The following is a 26,072-nucleotide window of genomic DNA, read 5'->3' on the forward strand; positions in this document are numbered from 1 at the left end:
CGGCGAAAGTGGCGATCGCCTCCGGGTCGCGATCCACGATCCGCTTGAAGTTGATCCCGATATCCATGGCGAACCCGAAGACTTCGGTGCCCTGCAACGCGGCCATACGGGAGAAAAATGAGGGCAAAGTCTCGCGCTCTCGAGGCGCGACGGTCAGCGGAAGTTTCTGGAGCAAGGGCATGTTCTAAGAGAAAAAATGATTCTCTTTCATACCTCGTGATGTCAGCCGTCCCAAGGCGTAAACGCACACCTGACCTGGGAAGTGTCATCAAATTCATTCAAATCGTGCGGCACGGAAAGAAGGGCGGATTTTGTTTAAAAAGTCGGCCGAAATCACCGATTTTGAGGTTCGCCGCCGCCGGGCAATGCCATTGCGTTCGGGCGCTCGCCCGGCGATCCGTCTTAAGGGTAAGCGGTCGCTGGACATCACGGTCGGGCTAACTTGACGGCTTGAAGTTCCAGGGCAGCAGTGCTTCGAGACGGCTTTGTGGGTGGCCGCTGGCAATGGCGGTCAGGGTTGCCTTGAGATAGGTGAAGGGCTCGATGCCGTTGATCTTGCAGGTCTCGATCAGCGATGCAACGCGGCCCCAAGCGACGCCAGCCGCCTATCCGGCGGGGAGCATTTTGCTCGGCTCGAATGGCGCGCGCAGAAGTCTCTCAGCCGCCTATCCGGCGGGGAGCGCAACCGTTCGGGAATGTTATCTGGGTCAGTATCTCTCAGCCGCCTATCCGGCGGGGAGCGCAATATGACCCTATTGGGCGGTGCCAAACAGTCTCTCAGCCGCCTATCCGGCGGGGAGCAGCCGTCCGGGAATGTCACCTCTGTCACCAGATCTCTCAGCCGCCTATCCGGCGGGGAGCCGGGCGATCAGCACGGGGATTGAAACCTACGGTCTCTCAGCCGCCTATCCGGCGGGGAGCATTGGTTGCCTATCAGGACATCGTCGGCATTTTCTCTCAGCCGCCTATCCGGCGGGGAGCGTTTTCGGCCCACGCTTCGGTGCAGCCGTCGGTCTCTCAGCCGCCTATCCGGCGGGGAGCGGTACATCTTGGCAGGGAAACCCTTTCGTATCAACGAATTAATCGCTGAAACGCCTATAGACCATCTTTTCAAAGAGCACATCCAAGGCTTTGTTATACCTAAGAATATTAGAAAGGCAAAAAAAGATCTTCCGATCTTCCTCGGGTGAAGCCCGTGAACTCGGTATAGGTCAATCGCGGTTCCAGTCCTTCGCCGTAGTTGGATATTGTGCATCGCAAGAGGGACTTCCTGTCGTTTGGGGTCATGTCTCGTCCTCCGCCCGTCAATGCCGCCCAGCCCAATCGGGTCAGGTTTGGGAACAAACAGGCCACGCCGATAACCGGATGCGCCAAGCCCTGTGCCTCGATGGGGCAGGTTCCCTTCGCAAACGGTGTCAGGTTAACGAACCATCTCGCATCTTCTTCGCTCTCGCCTAACTGAAGATACTCGATCTCGGCAGTGTCACTACGGCGGAACTTGCGCGATCTGGTTATTCGCATGTTCCACCGCGCTGTTGACTGAGAAAGATATTTCCCAAGCGGCTCTAGGGCATTCGTCGAGATCATACGCTGCCGCATATAGGCCTCGGCATCGCGCAATGGGAAGGGATCGGCCTCGGACAAAAGCGGTGCGGCGGTGATTGTGTCGAAGCGGACGGCGCCTGACAAATCTTTGAAGTTTCGGCGTTCACAACCACACAGGGCGTCGGTTACAGATACGCCCGTCTCTTCGGCACAAGGCGTCTCAACGCCGGGATAGGCCAGCACATTCCCTTGCATCGCTATCGGACTGCGCCCAAGGATGAGAATATTGGCCCCCAGCCCGACTGGCGGTCGATGTCGACGCACCCTGCCTGCGGATTGAATGATCGAGCGGGTTGAAATCGGGTCTAGGATGGCCCAATCAAAATCGATATCGTTTCCGGTCTCGATCACCGGGGTGGCGACCAAAACAATCTGAACATCGCTCGCGCCGAGCGCATTCGCCTGTCCGAAAATATCGAATTCATGGCAAAGCGTCCGCAGATTTACTTCCGGGTCACAACCCAGTGCCTGTACTTTTCGAGTCAGCGCACGTTTGAGGCGCATCTCGATATAGGCCCGATGAAGGCGAGGCATCTGTGAGTGAAGACAAATCATCAACCGCAATTGGCCATGAAGACCCCCTGAGGGAAGCTGCACAGCCAAGGAGGCCGCATGCGCGATGCGGGTCATGCGCACCAATCCGACCGAAACCCGCAGCCCGTCCAGCATCACCGCGTTTTCATTATGCAGCCTCGTGGCCCCCTCATCAATCTGGGCAACCAGATCCGTCCAAGTCTCGCAAGGCGGTAGTATGGCGCCACGGCGCAGCGCCGGAGCCTGCGCGATCCCTGCCAGCAGCGCGGCACGGCAGTGCGCCAACAATGGGCCAATATCCTCACCGCCCGCGTTGGTGCAGATGGATTGCGGCGCATCGCCCGCCAACAGAAGGTTGACGTGATCGGGCGCCGCAGTGGCGCGGGCATGTTCTGCCCAGCCTCTGCGATAGGCCAGATACAGCGCCTCGGCGATATCGGGGGTCAGGGTCGCAGACATGGCCATCACACGCCGCCCCGCAGCCGCGGCCTGATAAACAAGACGCGCAATGGCTGCCAGATCCTCGCCATCATATTGATCAATCTCGTCGAGGATCAGATCTGCCGTCATCACCCGCAGAGATTGTAGCAGAAAACGCGAACTTGTGGGGGATGCAACCCCCATCAGGTGATCCACTGTGCCCACCACGACAGGGGCTTGAAGGAAACGTTTCGTGGCATTCCCGGCTTCGGAACGCTCTTCCAGAAGCATTGAAAGAAACGCCGGCAGGCCGCGATCAGTGTCCAGCGAAAGGCGCGCCAGCCATTGTGCTTCGGCGGCATCCCCTTCGGGCGGAATACGATTCTCGGGGCACTCGACCCGTAGCCATTCTGGCAAAGTTATAAAGCTTTCTGAGCCATCCGCCGCGCTGTCATCGGTCGCGTCAAAATCCAGCGGCGGATCTCCGACCATTACCGCGATATCGCGCGCATTGAACCCCAGATCATCGACGTAATCCTGCGCGGATTGTTTGGCAAGAACGCGCAGTCCCAGCCCAAGACTGACACGAAAATATCGCCGATCGAGGCGCGCATCGCCCAGAGCAGCATTGGCCATGATGGTGGGCGCGGCGCGGGTCTTGCCGCTGCCAGTGCCCGCAAGAAGGGCCGCAAAAAAGCCGCCTTCACGCTCGGCGCAAAGCTTGCGGGCAGCGCGGGCCGCCTCGGCCTGCCATGCAAAGCGTGCCACGTGAGAAACATCGGGAAGCGCAACGGCAGGCGGCAGATCCGCCTCGGCCAAGGCCGGATATCGTTCGCGGAACGCATAGAGCAGATCATGCGAGAAGCGGCTGTAGCGATAGACGCGCTGAATATGCCGTGAAAGGCTATCGGCGGGGCAGGACAGACCATCGACGCGTGTGGTATTGGCCAGATGATCCGCGATCTCGATTTCCGGCTGCTTTTTCGCCGATCCGTGGTGATCCGCCAGCATCAGCGCCGCGCGCAGGCCAATGTCGGCACTGCTGATCGGGCTGAGGGCTTGCAGCTTTGCGGCCTCACGCGCAATCGCTGCCCCCCACCAAGGCATGTGCCAAAATGGCTGACCCGGTGCCAGGCAAAGATCTGCAGCACTCAGTGGGCTCTCTGCTCGGAGATGGCGATCGGCTACAAGGCTGACATGGTCACTATCGGCACCGGGAAGCCGATGATGGGTCAGGATCAAGAGGCCGATAGTGTAGGATAATGCGCCCGTATGGCCCAGAAAATCAAAAGGCAAAAGCGGTTTTTGTCCAGAGCGCTGGTTCTCGAATAGACGCAGAAGTGGCGTTTGCACCTCCACGCAAGCGGCGTCGATCTTCGCAGGCGTCAAGGATTGCAGTTTTTCGATCAAGGCTGCATCGGCCAAAGATCCCACTAGATGATCCCAGACGGCCGCGGAAATCACCTCATGACGCACCGCGTCCCCTTCGGGTTTGGCGCCGTTGAGGGCCCGGCGCAGCTTGCCCTGAAACAGGGCAAAGGCCTTGCCAAGATCATGGAACAAGGCCGCAATCGCCAGCGCCGCCACCGAAGACCGCTCGGCTTGGCTGCGGGCCGCCCCCGCACGATGCCGGGCAGGATGCAAGGCGACGGGGACAAACCCCTCGGCGGAAAAGGCATGGCGTGCGCCGATCCGGATGATCGGTATCCGGCTTTCCGCAGCGCTGCGGATCTCGTGGATGACCACTGCGGTATTGCGGGTCGCGCGTTTGCGCAATTCATTGGTCACCCGATCAAGACAGGCATTGGTAGCCTTGCCGCGCCAAGTTCGGTCGCCAATCCGCCAGAAATACCGATCAAGCACCCGCGCCACATGGTCGCGTGCGCGCTTTTCCGAGCGGCACACCGCGATGATCTCACGCATCTGACGCCGCCTCCAACATCCGCTCGACACTGGCAATCGCCAGCTTTAGGACCTCGCGGTCATCAAAACTTTGGATCAGGCGCGCCCGGAAAACGCGTTCGGCTTCGCTTAGGTTTTTCTCCTTGGCCAAGGAAAAGGCCAGAGGCAAAACCAGCGCATCCTTGAAACTGTCGGCCAGATCGAACACCAGCCCACCGGCGCGCGTCTTGCCGTGAAACACACTCATATGCGGTGGAATACCAAGCGCCCAAAGTGCCGCCCCCGCCATGCCATAGCAAAGATAATTCCCGTGATCGATCAGCCTGTTGACCCGCCCAGCCACATCCTGCGCTTCGCCCCCTGTGCCCGCCTCGCGCCGAAAGGGAGTCTCTTTGCCAAGGCCCGCGTAGCGCGCAAATTCCGCATAGCAGGCTTTTGAGAACTGTCCTTCATACCCCAAAAGCTGCTGCACATCCGCCGCCTGCGCAAGGGTCTCATTGAACCGGGCGCAAAGTTTGCTCAGCTGCTGGGTTTCACGTTGACGCAGGTATTTCTGCGCACCGGCTGCGCCGAACTCGCGCATTCGCACGAGACGGTCGCGCATCACTGCCTTGGCCGCGCACAGCGAAAGCGCGGGATCAAGATAAATCGGCAACAAGGCCCGAAAATGGCGGGTCGCGGTATAGGTGGTCAAGCTGCCCATATGCAAAGGCGCACCGCCGCTTCCGGTGACCGCAACATGCACCCCTTCTTCGGCCAAAAGCCGCATGGCAGGCTGCGAAATCGATGTGCCTTGCCCCAGAAACAGCACCGCAAGATTCACATGTGGGATGTTGAAATGCCGCTGCATCTCGTCATCAGTGATGTGATATACAACCCGATCGCCCTCGACATCCACCCGAGCGCGCTCAAGATAGAGCGCGCCCTCCCGATCGGTGACCAGAAGACGTGGGCCGCCTTTATGCTGCATCATCCGCCTCACCCAGCGCATCGGCATAGACCGGCAGGATCGCAGGCGCCCCCGCCCCCGAGAGGCCATATGTCGAGACCATTAACGGCGCGTCGCTATAGACCCCCAGCACCTCTCGGATATGCAAAACTGCATCCCCATGCTGCAGCACCAAAGATTTGGTGTCATTCGCGCGGGGTTTCACCTGCTTTCCCAGCGGCTTTCCGCGCCGTTCGGCCCTTGCGGCACTGCGCCGCAACCAGCCTGGGGTGTACTTTTCGCAGGCGCGATCCCGGATATAGGCGGCCCCGCCCTGACCGATTTCTGCATAGCTCTCACTGATCTCATGGGCCTCGATCATCCCGCGCCTGTGCAGGGTCCGCGCCCCGTCACACGCCAGAAACGCTGCCAGTGAGGTCTCGGAGCCCAGTAGCTCTAGGTCATTGCCGGGCTGCATCGTCTCGCGACCCATGCGCATCTGCGGAAAGGCGATGGCGATAAAATCGTCGGGCGTGCCATGGCGGTTGACGTGATGCACCGCCCGCAGCCCCGTGGCTAGGACATCGGCACCGGCCCCAAGTTCGATCGCGGCCCGTACGGGGCGGATCAAAAGGCGAGCCTGCGCAAGACAAAGCCCCTGCCCGGTGGCGAGGGATGGGTTTGGCGCGCTCATCCGTTGGCTTCCGCTTTTTTGCTGCTGGCGCCAAAAACGCCCCCGCGGATCAGGTTGGCCATGACGAAGTGCGCATCCCCCGAGATTTCACCATCAAGCGTCGGGTTTTCCAGCCCTGAAATCAGCACCTCGGCCTTGGCGCGCAGATCGTAAAAGGACCGCTTGGATTTCGGATCACGCAAGACGGCGCTGGTTTCTTGCACACCGCCATAAGGGTTCACCGCGACCGGACCATCGTGCGCGTCACTGCCATGCCAGATATCGATATGGCGCAGGGCTGCACCAATCTTTTGCGAATGCATCGAGGCCTGTTGCAGCTCACGCCCGGCATAGAATGTGGGCAATTTGGCGAAAACACGGCTGAGTTGTTTGTCCGCTTTTTCTTCGCGGACATATTCCTGCGAGGGGAAGACCTCTTGTGCGGGCTCCATCGCCGCATCCCAAGCCACCTTCACGACATAGCCCGCGTCACTCTCGTTCGACAAGCCTCCCGCCACGCCTGCGATCAATGCGTCAATCGTCGCGCCATCGCCCGTGACCAAAGCGGCGCTCAGATCGTCGCGGGTGGCTGGCGTTTCAAGCGACAGGCGGAACGGATCAAAGACAAGCGTTTCCGCCCCAAGCCGGACCGTGACCGTCATCGCATCAGACTGGAAGCGGTTGCGCCATGCGAAGCGTGCATTGGCGATATTCCAGACATAGAGCAACGCCAGAGTACTATAGCCACCGCGCGTGCGATAGGCATCGGCGAGCCGCTCATAAGCCGCCCCGACATCAGTGTTGTTGCACGCGTGCGGGCGCAAGGACAGCGGCATGAACCGCACCGAAAATTCCAGACGCACCCCATCATGGCCCTGCGGTACAATCGCATATTCGACCGATTGCGGATTACTCAGGCCGGGGTTCTTGGCCTTGTCCTGGGACGATTGGCCGCGCACCCCTTTTTCAAGAACTTCGATTGGCGTCCGCAGATCGGGTTTGGCCGCGTTAGTGGCATAGAAAAGCCCCTCAGTGATCTGCACAGACCGCGCAAAGGCCAGCATGCCGGTTTCAAGGGAAAGCGCATTGGGGGATTTAGCCATGAGAGATAAGCTCCTTTGAATGTTGGGAAGAATCGGGATGATAGTCGGAATGGCCCAGCACGAGATCGCCGCGCGCCTCCCATGACCAGAGGATGTTGCCAAGTTCGGCATGGCTGAGACCTGTCAGTCGCCTGTTGCGCACCGAGACAAGCTCGGCAATGCCCACGACCGGCTCGGCGAAGACATGCGGGATGTCTTTGCTGCGCGTCCGGATACGCGCGGGAACCGTCTGCGGATCCTCAAGTAAGCGATAGCCGACCGCTGCAGGTACGATCCAGCCGAAACCCTCCGGCCGTTCGGGCGGATAGAGCAGCGAAGCCAGATGCGCGAGGCTCGGTTGTTCGGGGGTCGTGTCACCAGAGGTAATATAACGCCGCGCCGCCTCAGCGGGGCGTAGCATGGCATAGCCGCGTCTCAGGCTCCGAAATGCCGACCCATCCGGCGTCACCGCCTGCACCGATATCTGCTCGTTCTGGATCAGGCCGCCCGCGATGCGCCGCCCCTGCATCTGGGCGCGCAGGGCACTCTCGCTGTCGCAGCCGGGCAGATGAAGCAAAAGCGACACATGGACCGACCCGGTCAAATCTTCCATTGTCTCGATGGGCTCAAAAACGCCGGACTTATTCTCCATCTCGGGCTTGGACCGCCCTTGCGAGACATCCACCCGATGCAAAATCGGCAGAACGCGTGCGCTCCAAGCGGCAAGGCCCAGCTTGCGCGCCAAGAGATCAGCAAGCCCCAAGAATGATAAGGGGCTGGGCAAGCCTGCCGCGAAATCGTTCATCATCAGATTGACGCGCACCGCGCGCAAATCCTTGATCAGGAAAAAATCGCGATACTCGTTCATTGAAGCTCCTCCTCAAGCCCGCTTTTCCGGACCCTGTCGGTGAAATGAGGGCTAGACAGGGCTTGGATCGCCACGTCTCTTTCGTCCTTTTTCCAGCTCCGCCGGAGCAAAACCTGCGCAATGGCTGGCGGCATCAGCGCTCTGCCTTGCGCCATTGCTTCGGCTTCAGCGATGATATCGGCGATGAACTGATGCGCCTCGCGGATCAATCGATCGGCCCGGCTGTCTAGGGCTGCACGCGTATCGGCATTGTTATACGTGCGATCAGCATCAAGTGCTTGAGCATAGCCGAGAACCTGCCTATCGATCCCGTCTTCCCGCCAACGCGGAAAGCCGCCGCCTTGGGCAAATCGGTGCAGCTCTGCCTCGGCTTGCTGCATGACGGTCGGCATGGAGGCCATGAACCGCAAACGCGGACCACCGATCGCGCCCGAGATATTCTGTGGCTTTGAACTAACGGCTTGCTTCGTCCAGCGAGCCCGCAGCGGATGCGGGTTATCAGCGGTTTTCGGCAAAAAATAAGCGTCTGATACGCGCTTAATGCCCATGAAGGTCGAAGCAGGAGAAACCGGGGTGATCTGCAGATCCCCACCACCTGCACGCGGGACAAAAATAATCGGGAATTCTCCAGCCCCAAGTTTGAGCGGCACCTTTGCCGGATTGAGGAGGCCCGCGCGCAATGCATCCAGCACATCCGCCCCAAACACCCGCCCAAAATCAGCAAGTAACGCCGACGAGTCCTCGACCGGATTAAGGATGTGATCAACAACGCTCATCGGCGCGTTCCCCGCGACCTCAAGCGGCCGAAAGACAACCTTGCAAAATGGAATATCCGGTGCATTGACCGAAGGCAGGATCGAGGCGCGGCGGTTTGCCTGCGGTGGATCTATCCGTAAAACAGCATGATCGCCGTCCACGCGCGGGCTGACCAGTTTAAGCAAATGGCTGCCGCTCTTGGCGGTGATCGTCGTCGCTATTGCAGCGGTCAGCGGCTTATCGAGCACGTCGCGCATCCGCGTGAATTCACCATGAACCTCGCTCAGAGCCAGCGGGCGCCCCGTTGCCTTAAAGGAAAGAAGCTGATCTTTTTTCGGGTCTCTAGAGGTATCCGGCGGGGAAATCTCATTCATCTCGCACCTCACTTCAAAGTTGAAGTGAGCTTAGGCGCGGCTTAGGAATAAGGGCAATTACCTGTTTTTAAGAAGTTTCAAAATGAAGGATTTTTTATCTTGGCCAGAAATGACTATTATTTCGGATGGATCGAGGCCTGCCTCTTGTACGGAGGCGCCTTTGGCGCCTCTGAGAAGGCAATTTACTGCCAGCGCTATGGGCTGTCAGAACCAAGCGCCTCGCGCCATCAGGTTACCTTCGCTGACCACTACCAGAGAGCCAGCGGTGTGGTCTTCGCACGCAGCGCTGACGGCAGACTGCAGGGCGGAAGGCTGACACCAATGAACGAACTTCCCAGAACACCTATCTTCGATAGCACGCCAAGCCTTGAGCGTTGGCTGGAAGATTGTTTTAGTGGCACCCGTTTTTTTAACATTGAAATCCTGCGTGAAGCCCCCGAACCGTCGATCGTACGCGCAATCATTCGGTCCATAAAAACCAAAACTCCGCTCTCCATCGACTATCACTCGCGGCGTCAAAATAGCCGACGTACCATTTCGCCGCATACGCTCATCAAGATCGCGGGGCGCCTTCACATCCGCGCATTTGATCATTCCCGTAACGATTTCGCTGATTTCGTATTGTCGCGGATTACAAAGACTACTGCTGACGTTGGCTCCGTGTTCATCGACGGTCATCAAGACGAAGCTTGGCGCTGCCAAGAGACGCTAGTTGTCAAGGCGACGGATGCGACGTCAGAAGGTGTTAAGCTCGACTTCGGCCTAGATGCGAGTGGATCGCGGAGTTTTCGGGTCCGTACGCCCCTCGTCCAATATCTTATCGACGAAATGGACGAGGCGTATTCTCCTCCCGTTCGCGTCATGCGTAGGCCGTAAGCAACGACGAAGGTCCGCGCCTCGCCTTTCCGGTAAAAACTACGCCCGCCTCAAAGCGCACCTTGCCACGAAGCTCGCAATTTCTTCAGGACGGCGACATTCATGCAGCCCCTCGATTCGGCACAGTCAGCTCAGTATGAACGATGGCTGAGAAGCCCTAAGAGTGCCTCTTCTCGCCTCCATCGTCCCCTCCAATAGCGAGACGCACCACGTTTTCTTGCACGAAAAATGCGAAAATCAGATTTCTCGATGTTTGGAAAAAGCCTCGAAGACCACGGTAGCCTGAGAATGCTGCCAAGGTGTAACCTATAAGTAGATGCGGTCTGTTGGGGCTGCCCCATATCTAGAGGGCATGCCTGGCGTCCTTCAGGCATCGGCCTCCTGAAAATAATGAATAAACTCGTTTTTTCACATTAAAATCAATGGCATGACCCCTATTCCCATGCTCATCCAACTGTGGCAGGAGCCATCACCGAAGGGCCTACCGTTTGGTTCACGCCAGTGCGGTCCCCGATGTTTTTGTTTACCGAGTACCTAACTATGACCATGATCCCTCTCCGCGCATAACGCCGCTCTTGCATAGCCGCGTACATCCCCGACGATGACCGATCCAGGACGCGCGGCGAGTCTGACATCCCCTTTGTAATCGAGGCTCTGCCCGCATGACCGCCGTCATGGCGGCTGGCGGAGCTATGACGAAAGACCCCATTCATGCCAAGAATCCGCTTTATCCTGAGCAAACAGACCGATCCCGCGCTCGAGGAGGCCGCTATCATCAAGCGTCTCAAAAAATTCTACACCGCCTTGCAGGACAAGCGGCAGATTTCCGATGGCATTCCACAGGAAGAGCGCGCCGCCTATAATGAACTATGGCATTATCCGCAGAATGAGCTCCCGAAAGCGCTCGAGATCCGGATCCGGCGATGGGCGCAGAAGATCCACCGCCACCATCTGAAGGAAGTCGAGCCAACCCGTCTGTCGCGAGAAGACCGTGAGATGCTGGAGGGTTGTCGCGATGGCGCCGAAATCTTCGACCTGCGATCGGCGCACCATATCGACGAGATCGCAGCTGAACTTCATGCGGAGTTTCCCTGGATTTCGGAAGCGACAACACATGTCTGGCGCAGCCTTCATCGCAACCTGGCAGGTGGCATGCCCGGCGCCAAATTCGCGCCCATTCTTCTCGATGGCCCGCCGGGCATCGGCAAAAGCGCATGGGCACGCCGTCTCGCGCAGCTACTGGAAACGCCGGACATGATCGTGGATGCCACAGGCGAGAATGCCAGTTTCGGGCTGGTAGGAAGTCAACGCGGCTGGGCAAATGCCGGCCCCGGCCGTCTCGTGGGCCTGATGCTGATGAGACAGGTTGCAAATCCGCTCGTCATCATTGACGAAATTGAAAAATCCGGCACGCCCAAATCTGACATGGGACGGGCTTTCAGTCTTCCCAATGCCCTCCTACCGCTGCTCGAAGAGCTGACGGCAAGCCGGTGGACCTGCCCCTATTTCCAGAACCAGTTCGATATGTCTTTCGTCAATTGGGTCTTCACATCGAATAGCCTGCACGGCCTACCGGAACCGCTTCTGTCGCGGATCCGCGTCGTCAACGTGCCGTCTCCCACGCTGGGGCAGATCAATGATCTCGTCCTGCGCGAGGCCGAGAAGCGGCAGTTTTCCCCGTTCATCACCGCGGCCATCACGACCGCGTTGGCTGAGGCATTCGGGGCGGGCCAGCAGATCAATATCCGGATCGTCAAACGGATGCTTGATCTTGGATCCGACCAACAGGGCCGACCGCTGCTCCATTGACCAGAGCTACGTCGATTCATCCATGATAATCAGTCACTTGAGTGAGTTATCCACATTTCCGGCACATGGGTGGAGCTTTTTCGATTGGGATTTTCACCCACTTGCCGGAAAATAAGCACATGACCTACCGGGCGCCGCGTCCGGATGGGTCATTTCAAAATTTAGCCCAGCACGGGCACAAGACGCAGAGGTCCTGTCATATCAGCACAGCTGCCACGCTAACGATAGAGTTCGGGCGTGGCAAGAACGACGTGGCCTCATCAAGAGAAACAGAATTAGACCCGAAACACTGCTGTTTTCGGGAACGGAGATGTCATGTCTGACGATCAGACTATTGATCATGACAGCTGGAACTATTCGCCGGCGGAGCTGCCCAGGCAGTCCAAAATCACACTCGGGCCGATCTACGGCGTCCTGCCTTTCACTGGCGTGCGCAATCCCGGCTTCCGGAGCTCGAGCTCGCATCGGGTGTGGATGACCTACCGGACCGCGGCCAATGATCACCGGCCTGAGGTCGGCATCGCTGAAAGCGCGGCCGAGGCCGCCGTCGCCCACGAGCTGCTGCTCTCGCCTCTCCTCTATGATCTGCAATTCCAGCCGCTGAAAGTCTATCTGCGTCCTGGAGACCGCGAAGGTCCCAGCTATACGCATGACCTGCTTGCCACTTTCGTGGATGGACGGCGCACGCTCATCTTCGTTCGCAACTCCGACAGTCTGCAAAAGCCTCGGACGCGGCGCGAGATCGAAGCGATCCAAGCGGCGACACCCTCGAGCGCTGCAGACAGCATGATCATCGTCGATGCTGGCCGCTACTCACGGCAGCGACGGGAGAACCTGTTCCGGCTGCATGAGGCCATCCAGACACCCGATCCTGAAATCGACGCCGTCGTGCTCTGGACCGCCCGCAATCATCGCGCGCTCTGGCTGATGCGTGATCTTTTCCCGCTGCTCGATTTGCCGCAGAAGACGGTCTTCAAATCTTGCCATCGCCTGATCGCACGCGGCGCCTTGACCGCAAACCTTGACCATGTGGTCGCGGAATGGTCGCGCATCGAGGTTGCGTCATGACAATCGCGCCTCGCTACAACTTCGAAGCCGGAACCGAAATCGTGGTCCAGGGGCGCGACCTCCTGCTCCGCAAGGTCGGTTCGCAAGGCTATGAGCTGGCGGACCCGATGGGCGGCCAGATGAGTATCCTCGGGTTCTCGTCCTTCGTCGAATTGATGAAATCCGGCGCCGTGACTTTCGCCCCTTCGCAGCTGTTGCCGGAGGGAAGTGCCAAGCTCAGGCTGGGTGGTCTGAGCGTTGCGGCCCAACTCTCCGATGAGCAACAGACTTATGGCCGTTTCCACTTCGCAATATGCAGAGCGATTGACGAGCTGCATCAGCACCGGACTATTGTCGAGGGCGATAAGGACTTCCGGATCTCAATCGGCACCTTGAACGAGCCCGCCAACCGGAAGTTTTTGCGTCAGCTCGTCGAAGCCTTTTTCGGACAGCGTGTGCATCTTGGTGCGGCCACGTTGAAAGGCGGCAAGCAGAAAGGCTGGTTCCTCTATCAAGGGCGGACGCTGAAGAAGTATTACGAGGTTTACCAGCGCCTTCAGGACGGTGATGATGTCATCGCAGGGCTTGCCACGCTGGACCACCTCAAAGGCAACGAGACGCCACGTCTGCCTCTGCGTCTGAAAGAACTCATGACAGAGGCGTGGGAGGAGATCGGCCTGGATCTCAAGGGACCGTCGGTGGCGAACGTGCATGGCTACCTTGCAGCGCTGATCAACAGGGAAAACCGGCAGCGGGCGCTCAACGACCTCCCCGCGCTCCCGGTCCCATCCCATCAATCCGTTCTTCGTCACCGCAAGGAGCTGCTCACGCCGACCGAATACATGGTCGCGACGAAGGGCGAGCGCCACGCGCGCAACAAGCGGGGCCGCGGCAGTTCTGACGTGCGGGCGCTCATGATCGGCGAATTCTGCGAGATGGACGAATGTCGGGCGTCCCTGATTACCTCGGCCAAGGCTAAAGGCTATTGGCATACGCTGTCTGAAGAAATGAAGAAGGCTATGGAATGGGCGGATGACGAGATCCGCAGCCGCCTCAGCATCCTTGTCATGATCGATGTCGCAACACGCATGCCGCTGGCCTGGGTTGTCAGCGACCAGCCAAAAGCCGAAGCGACGATGCAGCTGCTGCGGATGGCAACGCGCGACAAGACCCGAGAGAGGCGCATCTACGGTTGCGAGGGCGAGGCTATGCCGGCCATGGGGCTCGGCATGGTGCGCAACGACAACGGTACCGGCCTGCGTAATGCGCAGGTCAAGTCCGCGCTCATGGGGATCGCATCGGCGAATACCGATGTGCGGGCCTACGCATCAGCTGACAAGCCCTATGTCGAGCGCATGTTCGGCACCACCGAATCCGTCTTGTTCAAACTGCTTCACGGCTTCACGGCTACACGGGTCGCAAAGCAGGAGAGCTGCCCGAATATGACGCCAAAAAATCAGGCGTCCTTGACATCGATCTTCTCTATGAAATCCTGACCAAGTTTTTCATCGACGAGTACCCGTCCTTGAAACACACGGGCGTCGGGATGAGCGGGCGCCGCCCAGCAGAGGTCTATCAAGAACTGAATGAGACCAGGGAGACATTTCGTCTTTTGGATGAAGACCTCCGTCGCGTCCACTTGGGCTGGCCATTCAAGTTGCAGCCCAACGATGAGGGTGTGCGTGTGCTTGAAGGCCTCTTCTATTCGTCAGACAAATTCCAGGCCGCCCGCGAACACCACCAGGGCAAGGTCACCGTTTACATCGACCCGGACGATCTGAGCTTTGCAACCGCAGTGTTTCCGCGTGATCCGGAGCCGTACAGACTGGCACTCCAGACGACCGTCTTCGCCGATCTGACCGTGTCCGAATTCCTGGAGCTGATGACGCAGTACCGGCGCGAAAACCCTGAGTTGACAACGCTCTATGAAGATCGGATCGCAAAGGTTCGCCTCGAGAGACAGGATCAGCTCAAGAAAATCGGCGTCGAGAGACGGCTGCCCAGGAGCTATGTCAACGTGGGTGAAGCCCGCAAGAAGGCCAAGAGCCTGTTTGCCTCGTCTCGGCTGGTCACCACGCACGTGCCGATCGACACGGTCGCCCCAGGTACTCTGGCCACCGCGATCTCGGGCCCGGGGATCCTGCCACTCGGCGGAGCAAGCCTCATCGACCACGAGCCTGCAGAGCCGTCCTCTATGCCAACAATACCAACCAAGAATTCGAAGCCCAAGGCGGAGAACCTGCCTTCGGAAACCCCTGTCAGGCTCGGCCGCCCCGCCGAGAAGGGCGAGCTCTCGTAACTACCGCCATCTCAACGACGTCCAACAATTCAAGGATACCCATGGGTTTCATCGACCAGAACCGCGTCAACGCATCGGTTGCCCTGCAGCGCGGCCATTATACTTTCCCGCGCGCAGCAAAGCTCCGCGAAGCTTTCGAAAACTGCCTGCACGACTACTACGTCAAGGCCTCAATCGGCGGGCATTTCGAAGCACGCGGCTTGCTGGTGACTGGGGAATCGCGGGTAGGCAAGACCTCGGAGACCGTCCGGCTTGTGGAGGAATTCAACGCCAGCATGACGGAAATGCCCAACGGGAAGGTTGGCAAGATTATCTACTGCAAGCTGGATGGGTCGGTCACTTGGAAGGATCTGGGTCACAAGACGCTCGAAGCTCTCGGTTACCCCGCGAACCCCCGGCGCACCCAGGGTGAACTCTGGAACATGGTTCGCCATCAATGCCGCGAACAGGGCGTCATCGGCCTCTACTATGACGAATGCCAACACGCCTTTACGTCGGGCGCAAAGTCCAACGAAAAGCTCCTCGACCGCTTCAAGGCGCTGATGAAGGAACCGGAATGGCCATTGATGCTCATCCTGTCAGGCGTCCCGGTTCTGGCCAGTCATGTGAACTCTGAAGAGCAGATCGCCCATCTCCTCTCCCACATTCATTTCGATGAGATCCACCTGGGCAGATTCGCGGATCCGACAAGGGATCCGGACATGATCGAACTGAACAAGCTCGTCTATACCTATGCCGAACGCGCCGATATCGATGTCGAAGACCTTGTTGACGTCGATTTTTTGCAGCGCCTCGATTTTGCTTGCGGTTCCAGGTGGGGCCTCGTCATCGAGCTGCTGATCCGCGCCTTTGGCTTGTGCAGACTTCGCAGCCGGAAGACCGCCACGGTCGAAATATTCTCCGAGGCCTATGCCCAGAACTCCCGCCTGCCTCAGGGCCTGTGCCCCTTCACCGCACCCGGCTATCGCGACATGATCAACGGCGGCAAACTCATGGAGATGGTGCTGGACGGATAGCGGCAGGCCAATACGGGTATGGACGTTTCAGTGCTCGCATTGCGGGCCCTTTTTTTGGCCGCCGCTGTGCATGCTTATGTGTCAACTGTGCATGCTTATGCCTTGCGGCGAAGAGCGCCCCACGGCAAGCATCTGAAATACATGAGATATTTATGCGCAGCAGAGCCGCCGAATCAACTGGGTGTGCAAGCTTATGGTACATTGGCAGCTGCTGCCAATGCACCATAAGCTTGCACGAAATGGCGTTTTTCCATGCACCCCCCTGTCAAGAACTATTTTCAGGGCATCGTGCTTAGCGTTTGGCCAGATAATCCGTGATGGCAGGCATGCTCTCGTTCCGCAGATAGATCGGCCCCGCATCCAACCCATCCGGCCGGAATGGCGTCACGCTCGCCGCCGAAAACACCGCGAAGATGGTATTGCGATGCAGTCCCGTCTCTTCTGTGATCATCGTCGGCGTTACGAATCGCTGTCGGAAAGCCGTGATCTCCGTATCCGACATCATCCACTGCAAGCGCGCGGTTTTAACGCTTTTGACCTGAGTGGCTGGAACACGGCCCGCTTCGATCAGCACGGTGAAGGCCGCATAGTCCCTCAGCCCGATCGAGCGGGCAAAAGCTGCTGCAGCCGTCAGCGGTTCTTGGAGCCCTTCCAGAGCGGCGAGCTCGACGACGATCCCATGATAGCCAAAGACCTCCGGCCGCTTCTTGGGCTGGAGGCGCCCCTCGCGGATCGCGGCTATGATCCGCGCAACTGGCAGACCCACCTGTTTGCTTGCAAGGTGGATGGTTTCCCAGCCGGATGCTCCAGCAGGCAGCGGCGTCGCCGGATGTTCCAGATCTTGCAGCAGCGCCAAGCCATCAGGAAGGTGCCAAGGGTTCTTGACCGTCTCGAGCTTCGATCTCGGCACCAACACGCCCTCTGCCACCAAGGCCCTGAATTCCGTCAGTGTTGCCCCTATGCCGTCGCGCATGGCCTTCGGCCCGACCCGGGTCGCGATCTCGTCCAGCAGGTCTGCATGGATCCGCGCATCGAAAATTTTGCGTGATGGCAGGCGTTGATCGCCTTCCGCAAAAACACCGGCCTCGGTCAGAAGCGCGTCCAGAAGTCCCGGAACGATCTTCATTTCTTGCGAAGCGCTCAAAAGCGAATGAACCTGCCGCTCTTCAAGAGGTTGTCCGAGCAGGGGCTCACCTGCGGCGAGCGGCCACATCCGGATGACATGCGCGCGCAGAAGCGCACGAAACGTATCGAAGTCCGGATCGTCGCGATAGATATATTCGAGCTTGTCGAACAGGGCGCCAAAGGCGCGGCGGCTTACATCCGGATCTCCATCGTCAGCCGTACTCAGGATGGTGAAGGCGTCCTCGATCGCAATCGGGCCAGCCGAGGCGTATCGGAAGCCGAGCGCTCTGGCGGACCAATCATCCTCTGCCAGACCCTGAGCGCGCTGGAGTTCTGCCCCTAGCAATCCGCAAAATGTCATCGCGGCAAAGAGCGACTGCCCCGCCAGCCATGTCTGATCCCCGCGCCCCGACAGGCGGCCATCAAGCCAGCGATCATAGGGTGTCGGCTCGATCAGCGGCTGATCCAGCCGACCGTCGCGCAGATCCGGCCAGATCACGGTCAGGCGGGCGCCGATATCTTCCCGCACAATCGGTGTGGTCTCCTGCCAGAGCGACACCAGCATGTGCTTATGCTCCACGCAAACATGGACACCGCGACAGAGCCAACTGCCCTGCATGACCATCTTGCGCAAAGGCGGTCGCTCATCCTTGCTGTCGCCGCGCAGACAGATCGGACAACCACGGATGATCGGGTTGCGCAAAGCCCGCGACACCATCACCTCGCCCCGATAGCGCATGCGGACATCCCCTATGCGCTCTCCTGTCCAGGACAAAAGCTCCGCAAGCTGATCATCGGTCAGACCGGCTCGGGCGGCGAAAGTGGCGATCGCCTCCGGGTCGCGATCCACGATCCGCTTGAAGTTGATCCCGATATCCATGGCGAACCCGAAGACTTCGGTGCCCTGCAACGCGGCCATACGGGAGAAAAATGAGGGCAAAGTCTCGCGCTCTCGAGGCGCGACGGTCAGTGGAAGTTTCTTGAGCAAGGGCATGTTCTAAGAGAAAAAATGATTCTCTTTCATACCTCGTGATGTCAGCCGTCCCAAGGCGTAAACGCACACCTGACCTGGGAAGTGTCATCAAATTCATTCAAATCGTGCTGCAAGGAAAGAAGGGCGGAAACAGGACTTTCGCGGCGATCATCATGAACGGCAGCTTTAATGGAAATCGCGGCTGGGGAAGAGGCGTTTGGCCTGTTCGCGGGGGTGGTGGGCCGTGCGGCGCGGGCGGGGGGCATCATCGGCGGGCGGGTGGGTTTGACCGACGATCGCGCCCATCGGGTGGCCAAGGTTGGACAGCCGCGCCGAGATATCTTCGATCCCGCTGGCGATGACATGGGTGACGATGCCTTCGCGCTGTAATATCCCGCTCACGCGCAACAGCCGCCCGCCCATCACCGCATGTCGAAAGGTCGCGTAGATCTTGGGCCAGACCACCACATTGCATACCGCCGTCTCGTCCTCCAGCGTCAGGAACACGACACCCGATGACGTGCCGGGGCGCTGGCGGGTTATGACCAGCCCGCAGACGGTGACGCGCTGCAAGGGCGCGCGGATCAGATCGCTATGCTGGGTCAGGCCGGGGAGCGCGGGGCGCAATAGCTCCATCGGATGGGCGCGCAGCGTCAGGCGGGTGGCGATGTAATCCTCGACCACCTCCTCGCCCAGATGCATCTGCGGCAGCGCCACCACAGGTTCGCGCAGCCCCTCGCCATCAAGCGGGTCGGAAAATAGCGGCAGCGGCGCAGGCGCGCGGATCGCCTTCACGGCCCAAAGCGCATCGCGGCGGTTGAGCCCCATGCCGCTGAACGCATCCGCCTCGGCCAGCCGTTCCAGCACCGCAGGCGCGATCCCGGCGCGCAGCCACAGCGCCTCGGGGTCGGGGTAGCCATTGCCGCGCGCGGCCACGATCCAAGTAGCATCCTCGGCCCGCATCCCCTTGATTTGCCGGAACCCCAGCCGCAGAGCCAGCGCCCCGTCGCTGCGGCGTTCAAGGCTATTGTCCCAGCCAGAATGGTTCACGCAGATGGGCCGGACCTCGACCTCATGCTCGCGGGCATCGCGCACAAGCTGCGCGGGCGCATAGAACCCCATCGGCTGGGAATTCAGTAAAGCACAGGTAAAGACCGCCGGGTGATGGCATTTCAGCCAAGACGAGACATAGGTCAGCATGGCGAAGGCTGCCGCATGGCTTTCGGGGAAGCCGTAATCGGCAAAGCCCTCAATTTGGGCGAAACAGGCATGGGCCACCTCCGTGCTATAGCCGCGCGCGGTCATGCCACGAATAAAACGGTCGCGATGCTCGCCGATCGTGCCCATGCGGCGGAAGGACGCCAGCGAGCGGCGTAGCCGGTCGGCCTCTTCGGGGCTGTAGCCCGCGCCGATCACCGCGATCTGCATGGCCTGTTCCTGAAATAACGGCACACCCAACGTTTTATGTGTCACGGCCGCCAGTTCGGGGCCGAAGGGCTCGGGCGCTTCAAGACCCTGCCGACGGCGGATATAGGGTTTGACCATCCCGCCCTGAATGGGACCGGGGCGGACGATGGCGACCTCAATCACCAGATCATAGAAGGTCTTGGGCTGCATTCGTGGCAGGAAATTCATCTGCGCACGGCTTTCCACCTGAAACACCCCGACCGCATCGGCGCGGGTCAGCATGGCATAGGTGGCCTTGTCTTCCTGCGGGATGGTGTCGAGCGTGTGGTGAATCCCCTCATGCTCGGCCAGCAGATCAAAGCTCTTGCGCAGGCAGGTCAGCATGCCCAAAGACAGCACATCGATCTTCAAGATGCCAAGCGCGTCGATGTCATCCTTGTCCCATTCGATACAGGTGCGCCCCGCCATCGCGGCATTCTCGATGGGACACAGATCATCGAGCCGTCCCTGCGTGATCACAAACCCGCCGACATGCTGGCTCAGATGGCGCGGAAAGCCGATGATCTCGCGGATCAGGTGCAGTGTCAGCCCCAGCCGCCGGTCGGAAGGATCAAGCCCCAGCGCCCGCACGCGGTCGGGGTCCGCCCCACCATTCGACTGCCCCCAGATATCGCCCGACAGCCGTGCGGTCAGGTCTTGGGAGAGGCCCATCACCTTGCCCACCTCGCGGATGGCGGCGCGGGTGCGGAAATGGATGACGGTAGCGCAAAGCCCCGCACGCTCGCGGCCGTAGCGGTCATAGATCCACTGGATGATCTCCTCGCGGCGCTCATGTTCGAAATCGACATCGATATCGGGCGGCTCCTTGCGGTGGCGCGAGATGAAGCGCTCGAACACCATGCCGATCATATCGGGGGAGACATCGGTGATGCCCAGCAGGTAGCACAGGATCGAATTGGCCGCCGAGCCGCGCCCCTGACACAGGATGCCGCGACGCCGTGCCTCGGCCACGATATCATGCACGGTCAGGAAATAGGGGGCATAGCCAAGTTCCGCCACGGTGCCCAGTTCCTTGGCCATCAGCAGATGCACCCGCTCGCTCGCGCCCTGCGGATAGCGGCGTTTCAGCCCCTCGCGCGCCAACCGGTCCAGCCGCGCCTGCGGGGGTTCGCCCATCGTCCCCTCATCGGGATAGTCATAGCGAAGCTCTGACAGATCAAAGCTGCAGCGCCCCGCTATCTCCAATGTGCGCTTGAGTGCCGCCGGATGATGGCGGTAGAGGCGCGCCATATCGCTCGCGCCCTTCAGGCGGCGTTCGCCATTCAACAGCGCCCGCGTGCCGATTTGGTCGATGGTAATCCCCTCGCGCAGGCAGGTCAGCACATCGGCCAGCGGGCGGCGGGCGGCGCGGTGCATCAGCACATCACCCACCGCCACCATCGGCGTGTTGCAGCGCAAAGCCTGCGCGGCGCAGGCGCGAAACCATGCCTGATCGGAGCCATCATAGCGCGGCGCGGCCCCTAGAAAGACATAGCCGGGATAGCGCCGTGCCAGCTTTTGCAAAGGTTCGGGCGAAAGATTCGCATCCGGCAGCGCGATCAGGATCATCCCGCGGCAGCCCGTTTCCAGATCGGCCAGATCCAGATTGCAGCCGCCTTTTTCCGCCCGCCGCTTGCCCAATGTCAACAGGCGTGACAGCCGCTCATAGGCGGCGCGGTCGGTGGGCAGGGCGACCCAATCCACCGGACAGTCGCGCAACACCAGCCGTGCCCCCACGATCAGTTTAGGAAGGCGCAGGGTTTCGGGCACGGGCAGGTCCTGCGGCAGGCCGACCTCTTGGCGCGAACAGCTATCCACCTGATGTGACGACCGCACCCGCAAGCTTTCGGTCAGTTCCTCGCGCAGGGATTTGAGCGCCGAATAGGCCCGCACGACCCCGGCCAGAGAATTCCGGTCGGTGATTGCAATGGCCTGAAGCCCCAGTTCCGTGGCGCGCAGAACCAGTTCTTCGGGGTGGGAGGCCCCTGTAAGGAAAGTAAAATTCGAGGTCACGCAGAGTTCGGCATAATTCATGCGAATTCTCCCTGCACATACCAGCCGGGCTTTTGCGGCGTGTAAAACAGCCACAGCCTGCGGCCCTCGCGCGTGTCGATGCGCCAGTAATCGCGCAGGCCTGATGCCCATGCCGGATCCTCGCGCCACCATTCCGGCGCGATCCGTTCGGGGCCCGTGGCGCGTCCGGTGGTAAAGGCCATCCGCCGCCAGCGAAAGCGCGCGGGCGGCTCTGCCCCCTTGGCCATGATCGGCTCGGGCGGAAACAGGGTGATCGGGCGTGGACGCGGCACCTGCCAGCCGCTGGCGGGCAGGCTATGGGTGGCAGGCACGGTCAGAAAGCTGCGCTCAGGGATATGGCTGTCGGTCGGCTGGAAACGCTGGATATTCTCCAGCCCGATCCGTGTGCCGATCCGCGTGATCAGATCGTTCAACTGGTCCGCGCTATGGTCGGCGCTGCCGATCTGCTGCACCGCCAGCGGTTCGACCTGCACGGCTTCCAGCCGCATCATATCGATGCCGAAACCGGCATCGACCGTGTCGACCCCGCGCTGGAACAGGGGCAGGATGCGGGCGGCATCGCGCATCGGCGCGGCCAGACGCAGCTCCACCTGCTGGCTGGCCTGATCGACGCGGCGCAGCGTCAGCGTCAGCCGCCGCGCGCCCATATGCTGCGCCAGAAGTTTGGCGCAAAGCGGCTTCAGCAAGCGTTCGGTCACACCCATCACATCCGTGACGAGCCCGATCGGTTCGGGCAGGGTCATGCGGGTGGCGTAATGCGGCGGCTCGGCTTCGGGGGTGACAGGCTCGGGCACCGCGCCCATCGCCTGATCCAGCCGTAACAGCAGTTCCAGCCCGAAGCGGCGGGCCAGCGGCGCGCGGGCGGCGCCTTGCAGATCGCCGATTGTGCGCAGGCCAAGCCGCTGTAACGCGGTGACGGTCTCTGTGTCGACCCGCAGCGCCGCTACCGGCAGCTGCGCCAGATCGGCCTCTTCGCCATAATGCGCCCGCGCCCAGGACGCGCCGCGCGTGGCCGCAAGACCCAGCCGCAGCGCGACACCCGCCCGCGCCATAGCCGCGCGCATATCCCCAAGCATCGTCTCTTCGCCGCCCCAAAGATGGGTCGATCCGGTCACATCCAGCACCAGCCCATCCTCGCCCTCGCGCCCGACCCAAGGGCAGTAACGCATCGCCCAGCGGCGCAGCACGCCCAGAAACCGCGCATCCAGGTCGGGGCGCGCGGGCTGGCTGCGCAGATCGGGGCAAAGCGCGCGGGCATCGGCAAGGCTCATGCCCCGATGCAGGCCCAGCGATTGCGCCGCCTCGTTCAGGCAATAAAGGCGTTCGGCATTCGCGTCCTTCCGGATCAGTGCAAAAGGGGTCTCACTCGGGCAGCCCCGCAGAACCCGGTTGGAGGCCAACCGGGGGAACCACATGCAGATGATGCGTCTGCGGGTCCCAGCGAACATACCAAACTCCAAGTGTTCCTGATTTGTTCTTGATACTTTCCCAGCGCATCAGAGTCGAGTCTTCCCGATCCGGATCAAAAACTGGCGTCGCGCGCCAACGGGTCTCGGCAGCATTCGACCCCATGCCCTCGGGGATGATGCACAACCCCGTCGTGCCGCCTGCTTTCGCCGCCAGTTGCAGCCTGCGCCCTTCGCGTAGATCGAGCGGTCGGGTGATCTCGAGGATGACAAAGGGCGCCGCCCCGTCTTTCAGTGCCTCTTCGGCCACAGCCAGCGCGTCAATCTGACTGGCAGGCCGCGCGAGAAGGATGCCCGATGGCGCGCCATAGATCTCCATCCCCTGCGGCAAAACAATATCTGCCAGCCATGCCTCCCTGATCCAAAGCGCCTGCTTGCCGGCACATAGCGCCGCAAACGCAAAGGCCGCAGGTCCACAGACTTCGTGGACCCGTGTCGACCGTAAGAAGGGTTTAGGTTTCAAAGAGGGGCGCATCGGGGCATTGTAAGGCCAAAGCCCTGCAACTCCAAGGATGGTGTCGCGTCATGATGATGCGTGCTGTGCAAGCGGACGTTTGTGATGTGCTTTGCGAATGTCCGGATAGGGCCGTCTGTTACGACGGCCCAATGTCTTCAGATTTCTACCGCCTCCGCGATGGTCAGCGCATCTTCGAGCTCAACACCGAGATATCGCACTGTGCTATCCATTTTCGTATGGCCCAACAAAAGCTGAACCGCGCGCAGGTTGCCGGTTTTGCGGTATATCTGCGCCACCTTGGTCCGCCGCATGGAGTGGGTGCCATATGCGCTCGGCTCTAGGCCGATTGAGGTCACCCATTCACGCACCAGACGGGCGTATTGCCTCGTGGAAATATGAAGGCGCTCGTGGAAGCGGCCAGGCCACAAATGTTCCGATCCGATCATTAGGGGATCCTCGAGCCAAGTCGCGAGGGCTTTCCGCGTCCCTTCGGTGATTTCGAAGCTGACAGGTTTCCGGGTCTTGCTCTGGATGATTGAAGCGCGGTGCTTAACCTGTCCGGCTGCATAGACGTCGGCGACCTTCAGCTTCACCAGATCGCAGCCCCGCAACTTGCTATCGATGGCAAGATTGAATAGCGCCAGCTCTCGGATTTTCTGCGCGATCTCAAGGCGAACCCGGATCGCCCATACGTGTTTCGGTGCAAGCGGTCGCTTCTGGCCGACGATCCGCCCCTTGTTCCAAGCTGGGCGGCATGCGCGAATGGCAGGCAGGTTTGTGTTTGGCATAGTGGTTACTCCCATCCACCACGCCCACCACGTTCTCGGCAGCTTGCCGACACCCGATCATAGCACACTCGCCGTGCTTAAAGGCGATCAAGTCGAACAAAGCATGCCGCGGTGCAGCAGCCCGATACGAGGGCCGCGCCAACCTATCGACGCGTTCGGCCCATAGGCGACATTCGTTCACGGCCCCACGAATGACCGGTTCTGGCAACAGAAAGACCTAACACTTGATCCAGTCAAGCCAGTCGAAACGCAAAAATGCCGTGCAATTAGTCGATGAAACTATTAGTCAATTAGCAATTTTAAATTTCTATTTGATGTTGCGCACATGATTTCTAGCGAAGAAGACGATTACTGGCTGACCCTGCGGGACGTGCGCAGTACAAATGAGCATAGCCGGCCGCCTTTAAGTCTTCAGGTGGAAACGCTCGCAGAGTTAGAACCTCTAGATGCGCAATTCGGCACTCTTCCAAAGGTTTGTGTTCCCGACAACGTGATGACTAGGCTGTTTGGCGATGGCTCCGATCCTTCTCTAAAGACCTACGCGATAATCGACGCAGCAATTATACACGGGCTTGTGGAGATCCTTGCCAGTTCAGGTCTTGAATATCGATGTTTGTTCCAAGGGCCCACCGCGGAGCAGCTTGGCGATGCTGCGCCGTATCTCGTGGCACTCCAACATGACCATGAATTGACCCGTCGTTTATTCACGCGTTCAGGGCAGCCTGCGGATTTATGGGAGAGGAAAGCCGGTATTTTCCTGCGCAGCCCAGCAGCGTTTGATGAGTTATGGCGCCACTTCCGCAAATTCACGCGCGTGCAAGATGTTGCCGGTCATTGGCTTTATTTCAGGTTTTGGGAGCAGGCGACGCTACCTGCGTATCTCGAAGCGATATCTCGAGACCATTTAAAATGCCGTCGTTTTTTCGGCCAACTGGTGACTAGCTTTCTCATTCCCGCTCCGGACGAAGGTTTGCTACATATCATACATGCGCCGAAGATGGACCATCTAAAGCCCGCTCACGGGGCTTTTGTGGTGACCGTGGACCTGCACCGTTTCTGTTCCGGTGTGTTGCTCATCTTAGGCGGCGAGCTTTTCGAAGGCCACGGGTGATTTTCCGTCCAAGGCTGAATGGCGCCTGCGCGGGTTATGAGAGAGCGTTGATGTATTCGAACACCGCGACCTCTACATCTCGGCGTGTTTGCCACGCGTTTCGCCAGATCAGCTCGGCCTTAAGGGATTTGAAGAAGCTTTCGACAGCCGAATTATCAAAGCAATTTCCTTTGCCGCTCATCGAAGGCAAGAGTTTGTGACGACGAAGGCGCTTCTGGTACTCGTGGGCACAGTATTGCGCACCACGATCGGTGTGATGAATGCAGCCAGGCGGTGGCCGACGCAGAGCTGTAGCCATGTCCAAGGCACGTAGCGCCAAGTCCTGCTTCATGCGGTTACTGATCGCCCAACCGATCACACGCCGCGAATATAGATCAATAATAACAGACAAATAGGACCAACCCTCGCGGGTCCAGATATAAGTGATGTCCCCGGCCCACTTCTGGTTTGGCGCCGTCGCCGTGAAGTCCTGGTTCAGACGGT

General features: G+C 59.8%; 18 protein-coding genes, 2 pseudogenes and 1 CRISPR repeat array. Of the genes and pseudogenes, 7 read left to right on the forward strand and 13 right to left on the reverse strand.

Translation table 11 applies throughout. The features are described 5' to 3' along the window. Positions 1 to 437 precede the first annotated feature (437 nt). The 7 genes and pseudogenes from BFP70_RS20410 to BFP70_RS14575 form a co-directional block, all read right to left on the reverse strand. Positions 438 to 590 (reverse strand): annotated as a pseudogene (locus BFP70_RS20410) (transposase domain-containing protein); the annotation flags it as partial. 3 nt (positions 591 to 593) lie between these two features. After that, positions 594 to 1,041: a CRISPR direct-repeat array (repeat unit 28 nt; unit sequence TCTCTCAGCCGCCTATCCGGCGGGGAGC). Between the two features lie 108 nt (positions 1,042 to 1,149). After that, positions 1,150 to 4,482, reverse strand: coding sequence for a hypothetical protein (locus BFP70_RS14550; protein WP_066012384.1), 3,333 nt, complete (start codon positions 4,480 to 4,482; stop codon positions 1,150 to 1,152). After that, positions 4,475 to 5,434 (reverse strand): type I-F CRISPR-associated endonuclease Cas1f, encoded by a 960-nt coding sequence (gene cas1f, locus BFP70_RS14555; RefSeq protein ID WP_066012385.1) that lies wholly within the window; start codon positions 5,432 to 5,434, stop codon positions 4,475 to 4,477. The genes BFP70_RS14550 and cas1f overlap by 8 nt, the downstream gene beginning before the upstream one ends. Then, entirely contained in the window at positions 5,421 to 6,083 is a 663-nt protein-coding gene (locus BFP70_RS14560) for a hypothetical protein (RefSeq protein ID WP_066012386.1), read from the reverse strand. Before BFP70_RS14560 ends, cas1f begins: the two co-directional genes overlap by 14 nt. Next, on the reverse strand, positions 6,080 to 7,165 hold the full coding sequence (gene csy3 / locus BFP70_RS14565) for a type I-F CRISPR-associated protein Csy3 (RefSeq protein ID WP_066012387.1): 1,086 nt from the start codon (positions 7,163 to 7,165) through the stop codon (positions 6,080 to 6,082). The genes BFP70_RS14560 and csy3 overlap by 4 nt, the downstream gene beginning before the upstream one ends. Next, positions 7,158 to 8,012, reverse strand: a complete 855-nt coding sequence (locus BFP70_RS14570; RefSeq protein WP_066012388.1) for a type I-F CRISPR-associated protein Csy2 — start codon at positions 8,010 to 8,012, stop codon at positions 7,158 to 7,160. Before BFP70_RS14570 ends, csy3 begins: the two co-directional genes overlap by 8 nt. Further along, positions 8,009 to 9,142: a hypothetical protein gene (locus BFP70_RS14575; protein ID WP_066012389.1), complete on the reverse strand. Its 1,134-nt coding sequence runs from the start codon at positions 9,140 to 9,142 to the stop codon at positions 8,009 to 8,011. The genes BFP70_RS14570 and BFP70_RS14575 overlap by 4 nt, the downstream gene beginning before the upstream one ends. 99 nt (positions 9,143 to 9,241) lie before the next feature. On the opposite strand from BFP70_RS14575, the gene BFP70_RS14580 reads away from it, so the two are divergent. The 6 genes from BFP70_RS14580 (at position 9,242) to BFP70_RS14605 (ending at position 16,189) form a co-directional block, all read left to right on the forward strand. After that, positions 9,242 to 10,018, forward strand: a complete 777-nt coding sequence (locus BFP70_RS14580; protein ID WP_066012390.1) for a WYL domain-containing protein — start codon at positions 9,242 to 9,244, stop codon at positions 10,016 to 10,018. A gap of 711 nt (positions 10,019 to 10,729) precedes the next feature. Next, the gene (locus tag BFP70_RS14585; RefSeq protein WP_066012391.1) at positions 10,730 to 11,827 is read left to right on the forward strand and encodes an AAA family ATPase; all 1,098 of its coding nucleotides are present in this window, start codon (positions 10,730 to 10,732) and stop codon (positions 11,825 to 11,827) included. A 315-nt stretch (positions 11,828 to 12,142) separates the two neighbouring features. Beyond that, positions 12,143 to 12,895, forward strand: a complete 753-nt coding sequence (locus tag BFP70_RS14590; RefSeq protein ID WP_066012392.1) for a hypothetical protein — start codon at positions 12,143 to 12,145, stop codon at positions 12,893 to 12,895. Continuing rightward, positions 12,892 to 14,370, forward strand: a complete 1,479-nt coding sequence (locus BFP70_RS14595; protein WP_066012393.1) for a hypothetical protein — start codon at positions 12,892 to 12,894, stop codon at positions 14,368 to 14,370. The genes BFP70_RS14590 and BFP70_RS14595 overlap by 4 nt, the downstream gene beginning before the upstream one ends. Positions 14,371 to 14,420: 50 nt before the next feature. Then, on the forward strand, positions 14,421 to 15,173 hold the full coding sequence (locus BFP70_RS14600; RefSeq protein ID WP_066012394.1) for a hypothetical protein: 753 nt from the start codon (positions 14,421 to 14,423) through the stop codon (positions 15,171 to 15,173). 41 nt (positions 15,174 to 15,214) lie between these two features. Further along, positions 15,215 to 16,189: an AAA family ATPase gene (locus tag BFP70_RS14605; protein WP_066012395.1), complete on the forward strand. Its 975-nt coding sequence runs from the start codon at positions 15,215 to 15,217 to the stop codon at positions 16,187 to 16,189. Positions 16,190 to 16,481: 292 nt separating this feature from the next. On the opposite strand, the gene BFP70_RS14610 is transcribed toward BFP70_RS14605, so the two are convergent. From BFP70_RS14610 to BFP70_RS14630, 5 genes are all read right to left on the reverse strand, one after another. Beyond that, positions 16,482 to 18,302: a TniQ family protein gene (locus tag BFP70_RS14610; RefSeq protein WP_176715580.1), complete on the reverse strand. Its 1,821-nt coding sequence runs from the start codon at positions 18,300 to 18,302 to the stop codon at positions 16,482 to 16,484. Positions 18,303 to 18,473: 171 nt separating this feature from the next. Continuing rightward, complete coding sequence (locus BFP70_RS14615) at positions 18,474 to 21,767, reverse strand: error-prone DNA polymerase (RefSeq protein WP_083217535.1); 3,294 nt, start codon at positions 21,765 to 21,767, stop codon at positions 18,474 to 18,476. Next, complete coding sequence (locus BFP70_RS14620) at positions 21,764 to 23,215, reverse strand: DNA polymerase Y family protein (protein ID WP_066012398.1); 1,452 nt, start codon at positions 23,213 to 23,215, stop codon at positions 21,764 to 21,766. Before BFP70_RS14620 ends, BFP70_RS14615 begins: the two co-directional genes overlap by 4 nt. Next, complete coding sequence (locus BFP70_RS14625; protein ID WP_066012399.1) at positions 23,130 to 23,708, reverse strand: hypothetical protein; 579 nt, start codon at positions 23,706 to 23,708, stop codon at positions 23,130 to 23,132. The genes BFP70_RS14620 and BFP70_RS14625 overlap by 86 nt, the downstream gene beginning before the upstream one ends. 137 nt (positions 23,709 to 23,845) lie before the next feature. Beyond that, entirely contained in the window at positions 23,846 to 24,478 is a 633-nt protein-coding gene (locus BFP70_RS14630) for a tyrosine-type recombinase/integrase (protein WP_066012400.1), read from the reverse strand. Between the two features lie 325 nt (positions 24,479 to 24,803). Between BFP70_RS14630 and BFP70_RS14635 the strand changes: the two genes are divergently transcribed. Next, positions 24,804 to 25,589, forward strand: coding sequence for a DUF4123 domain-containing protein (locus tag BFP70_RS14635; RefSeq protein WP_066012401.1), 786 nt, complete (start codon positions 24,804 to 24,806; stop codon positions 25,587 to 25,589). Here BFP70_RS14635 and BFP70_RS14640 read toward each other — a convergent pair. Beyond that, positions 25,557 to 26,072: pseudogene (locus BFP70_RS14640) on the reverse strand (IS3 family transposase); the annotation flags it as partial. The gene BFP70_RS14635 and the pseudogene BFP70_RS14640 overlap by 33 nt on opposite strands.

Origin of the sequence: Thioclava sp. SK-1, assembly GCF_001705665.1 — a bacterium.
Taxonomy (GTDB): domain Bacteria; phylum Pseudomonadota; class Alphaproteobacteria; order Rhodobacterales; family Rhodobacteraceae; genus Thioclava.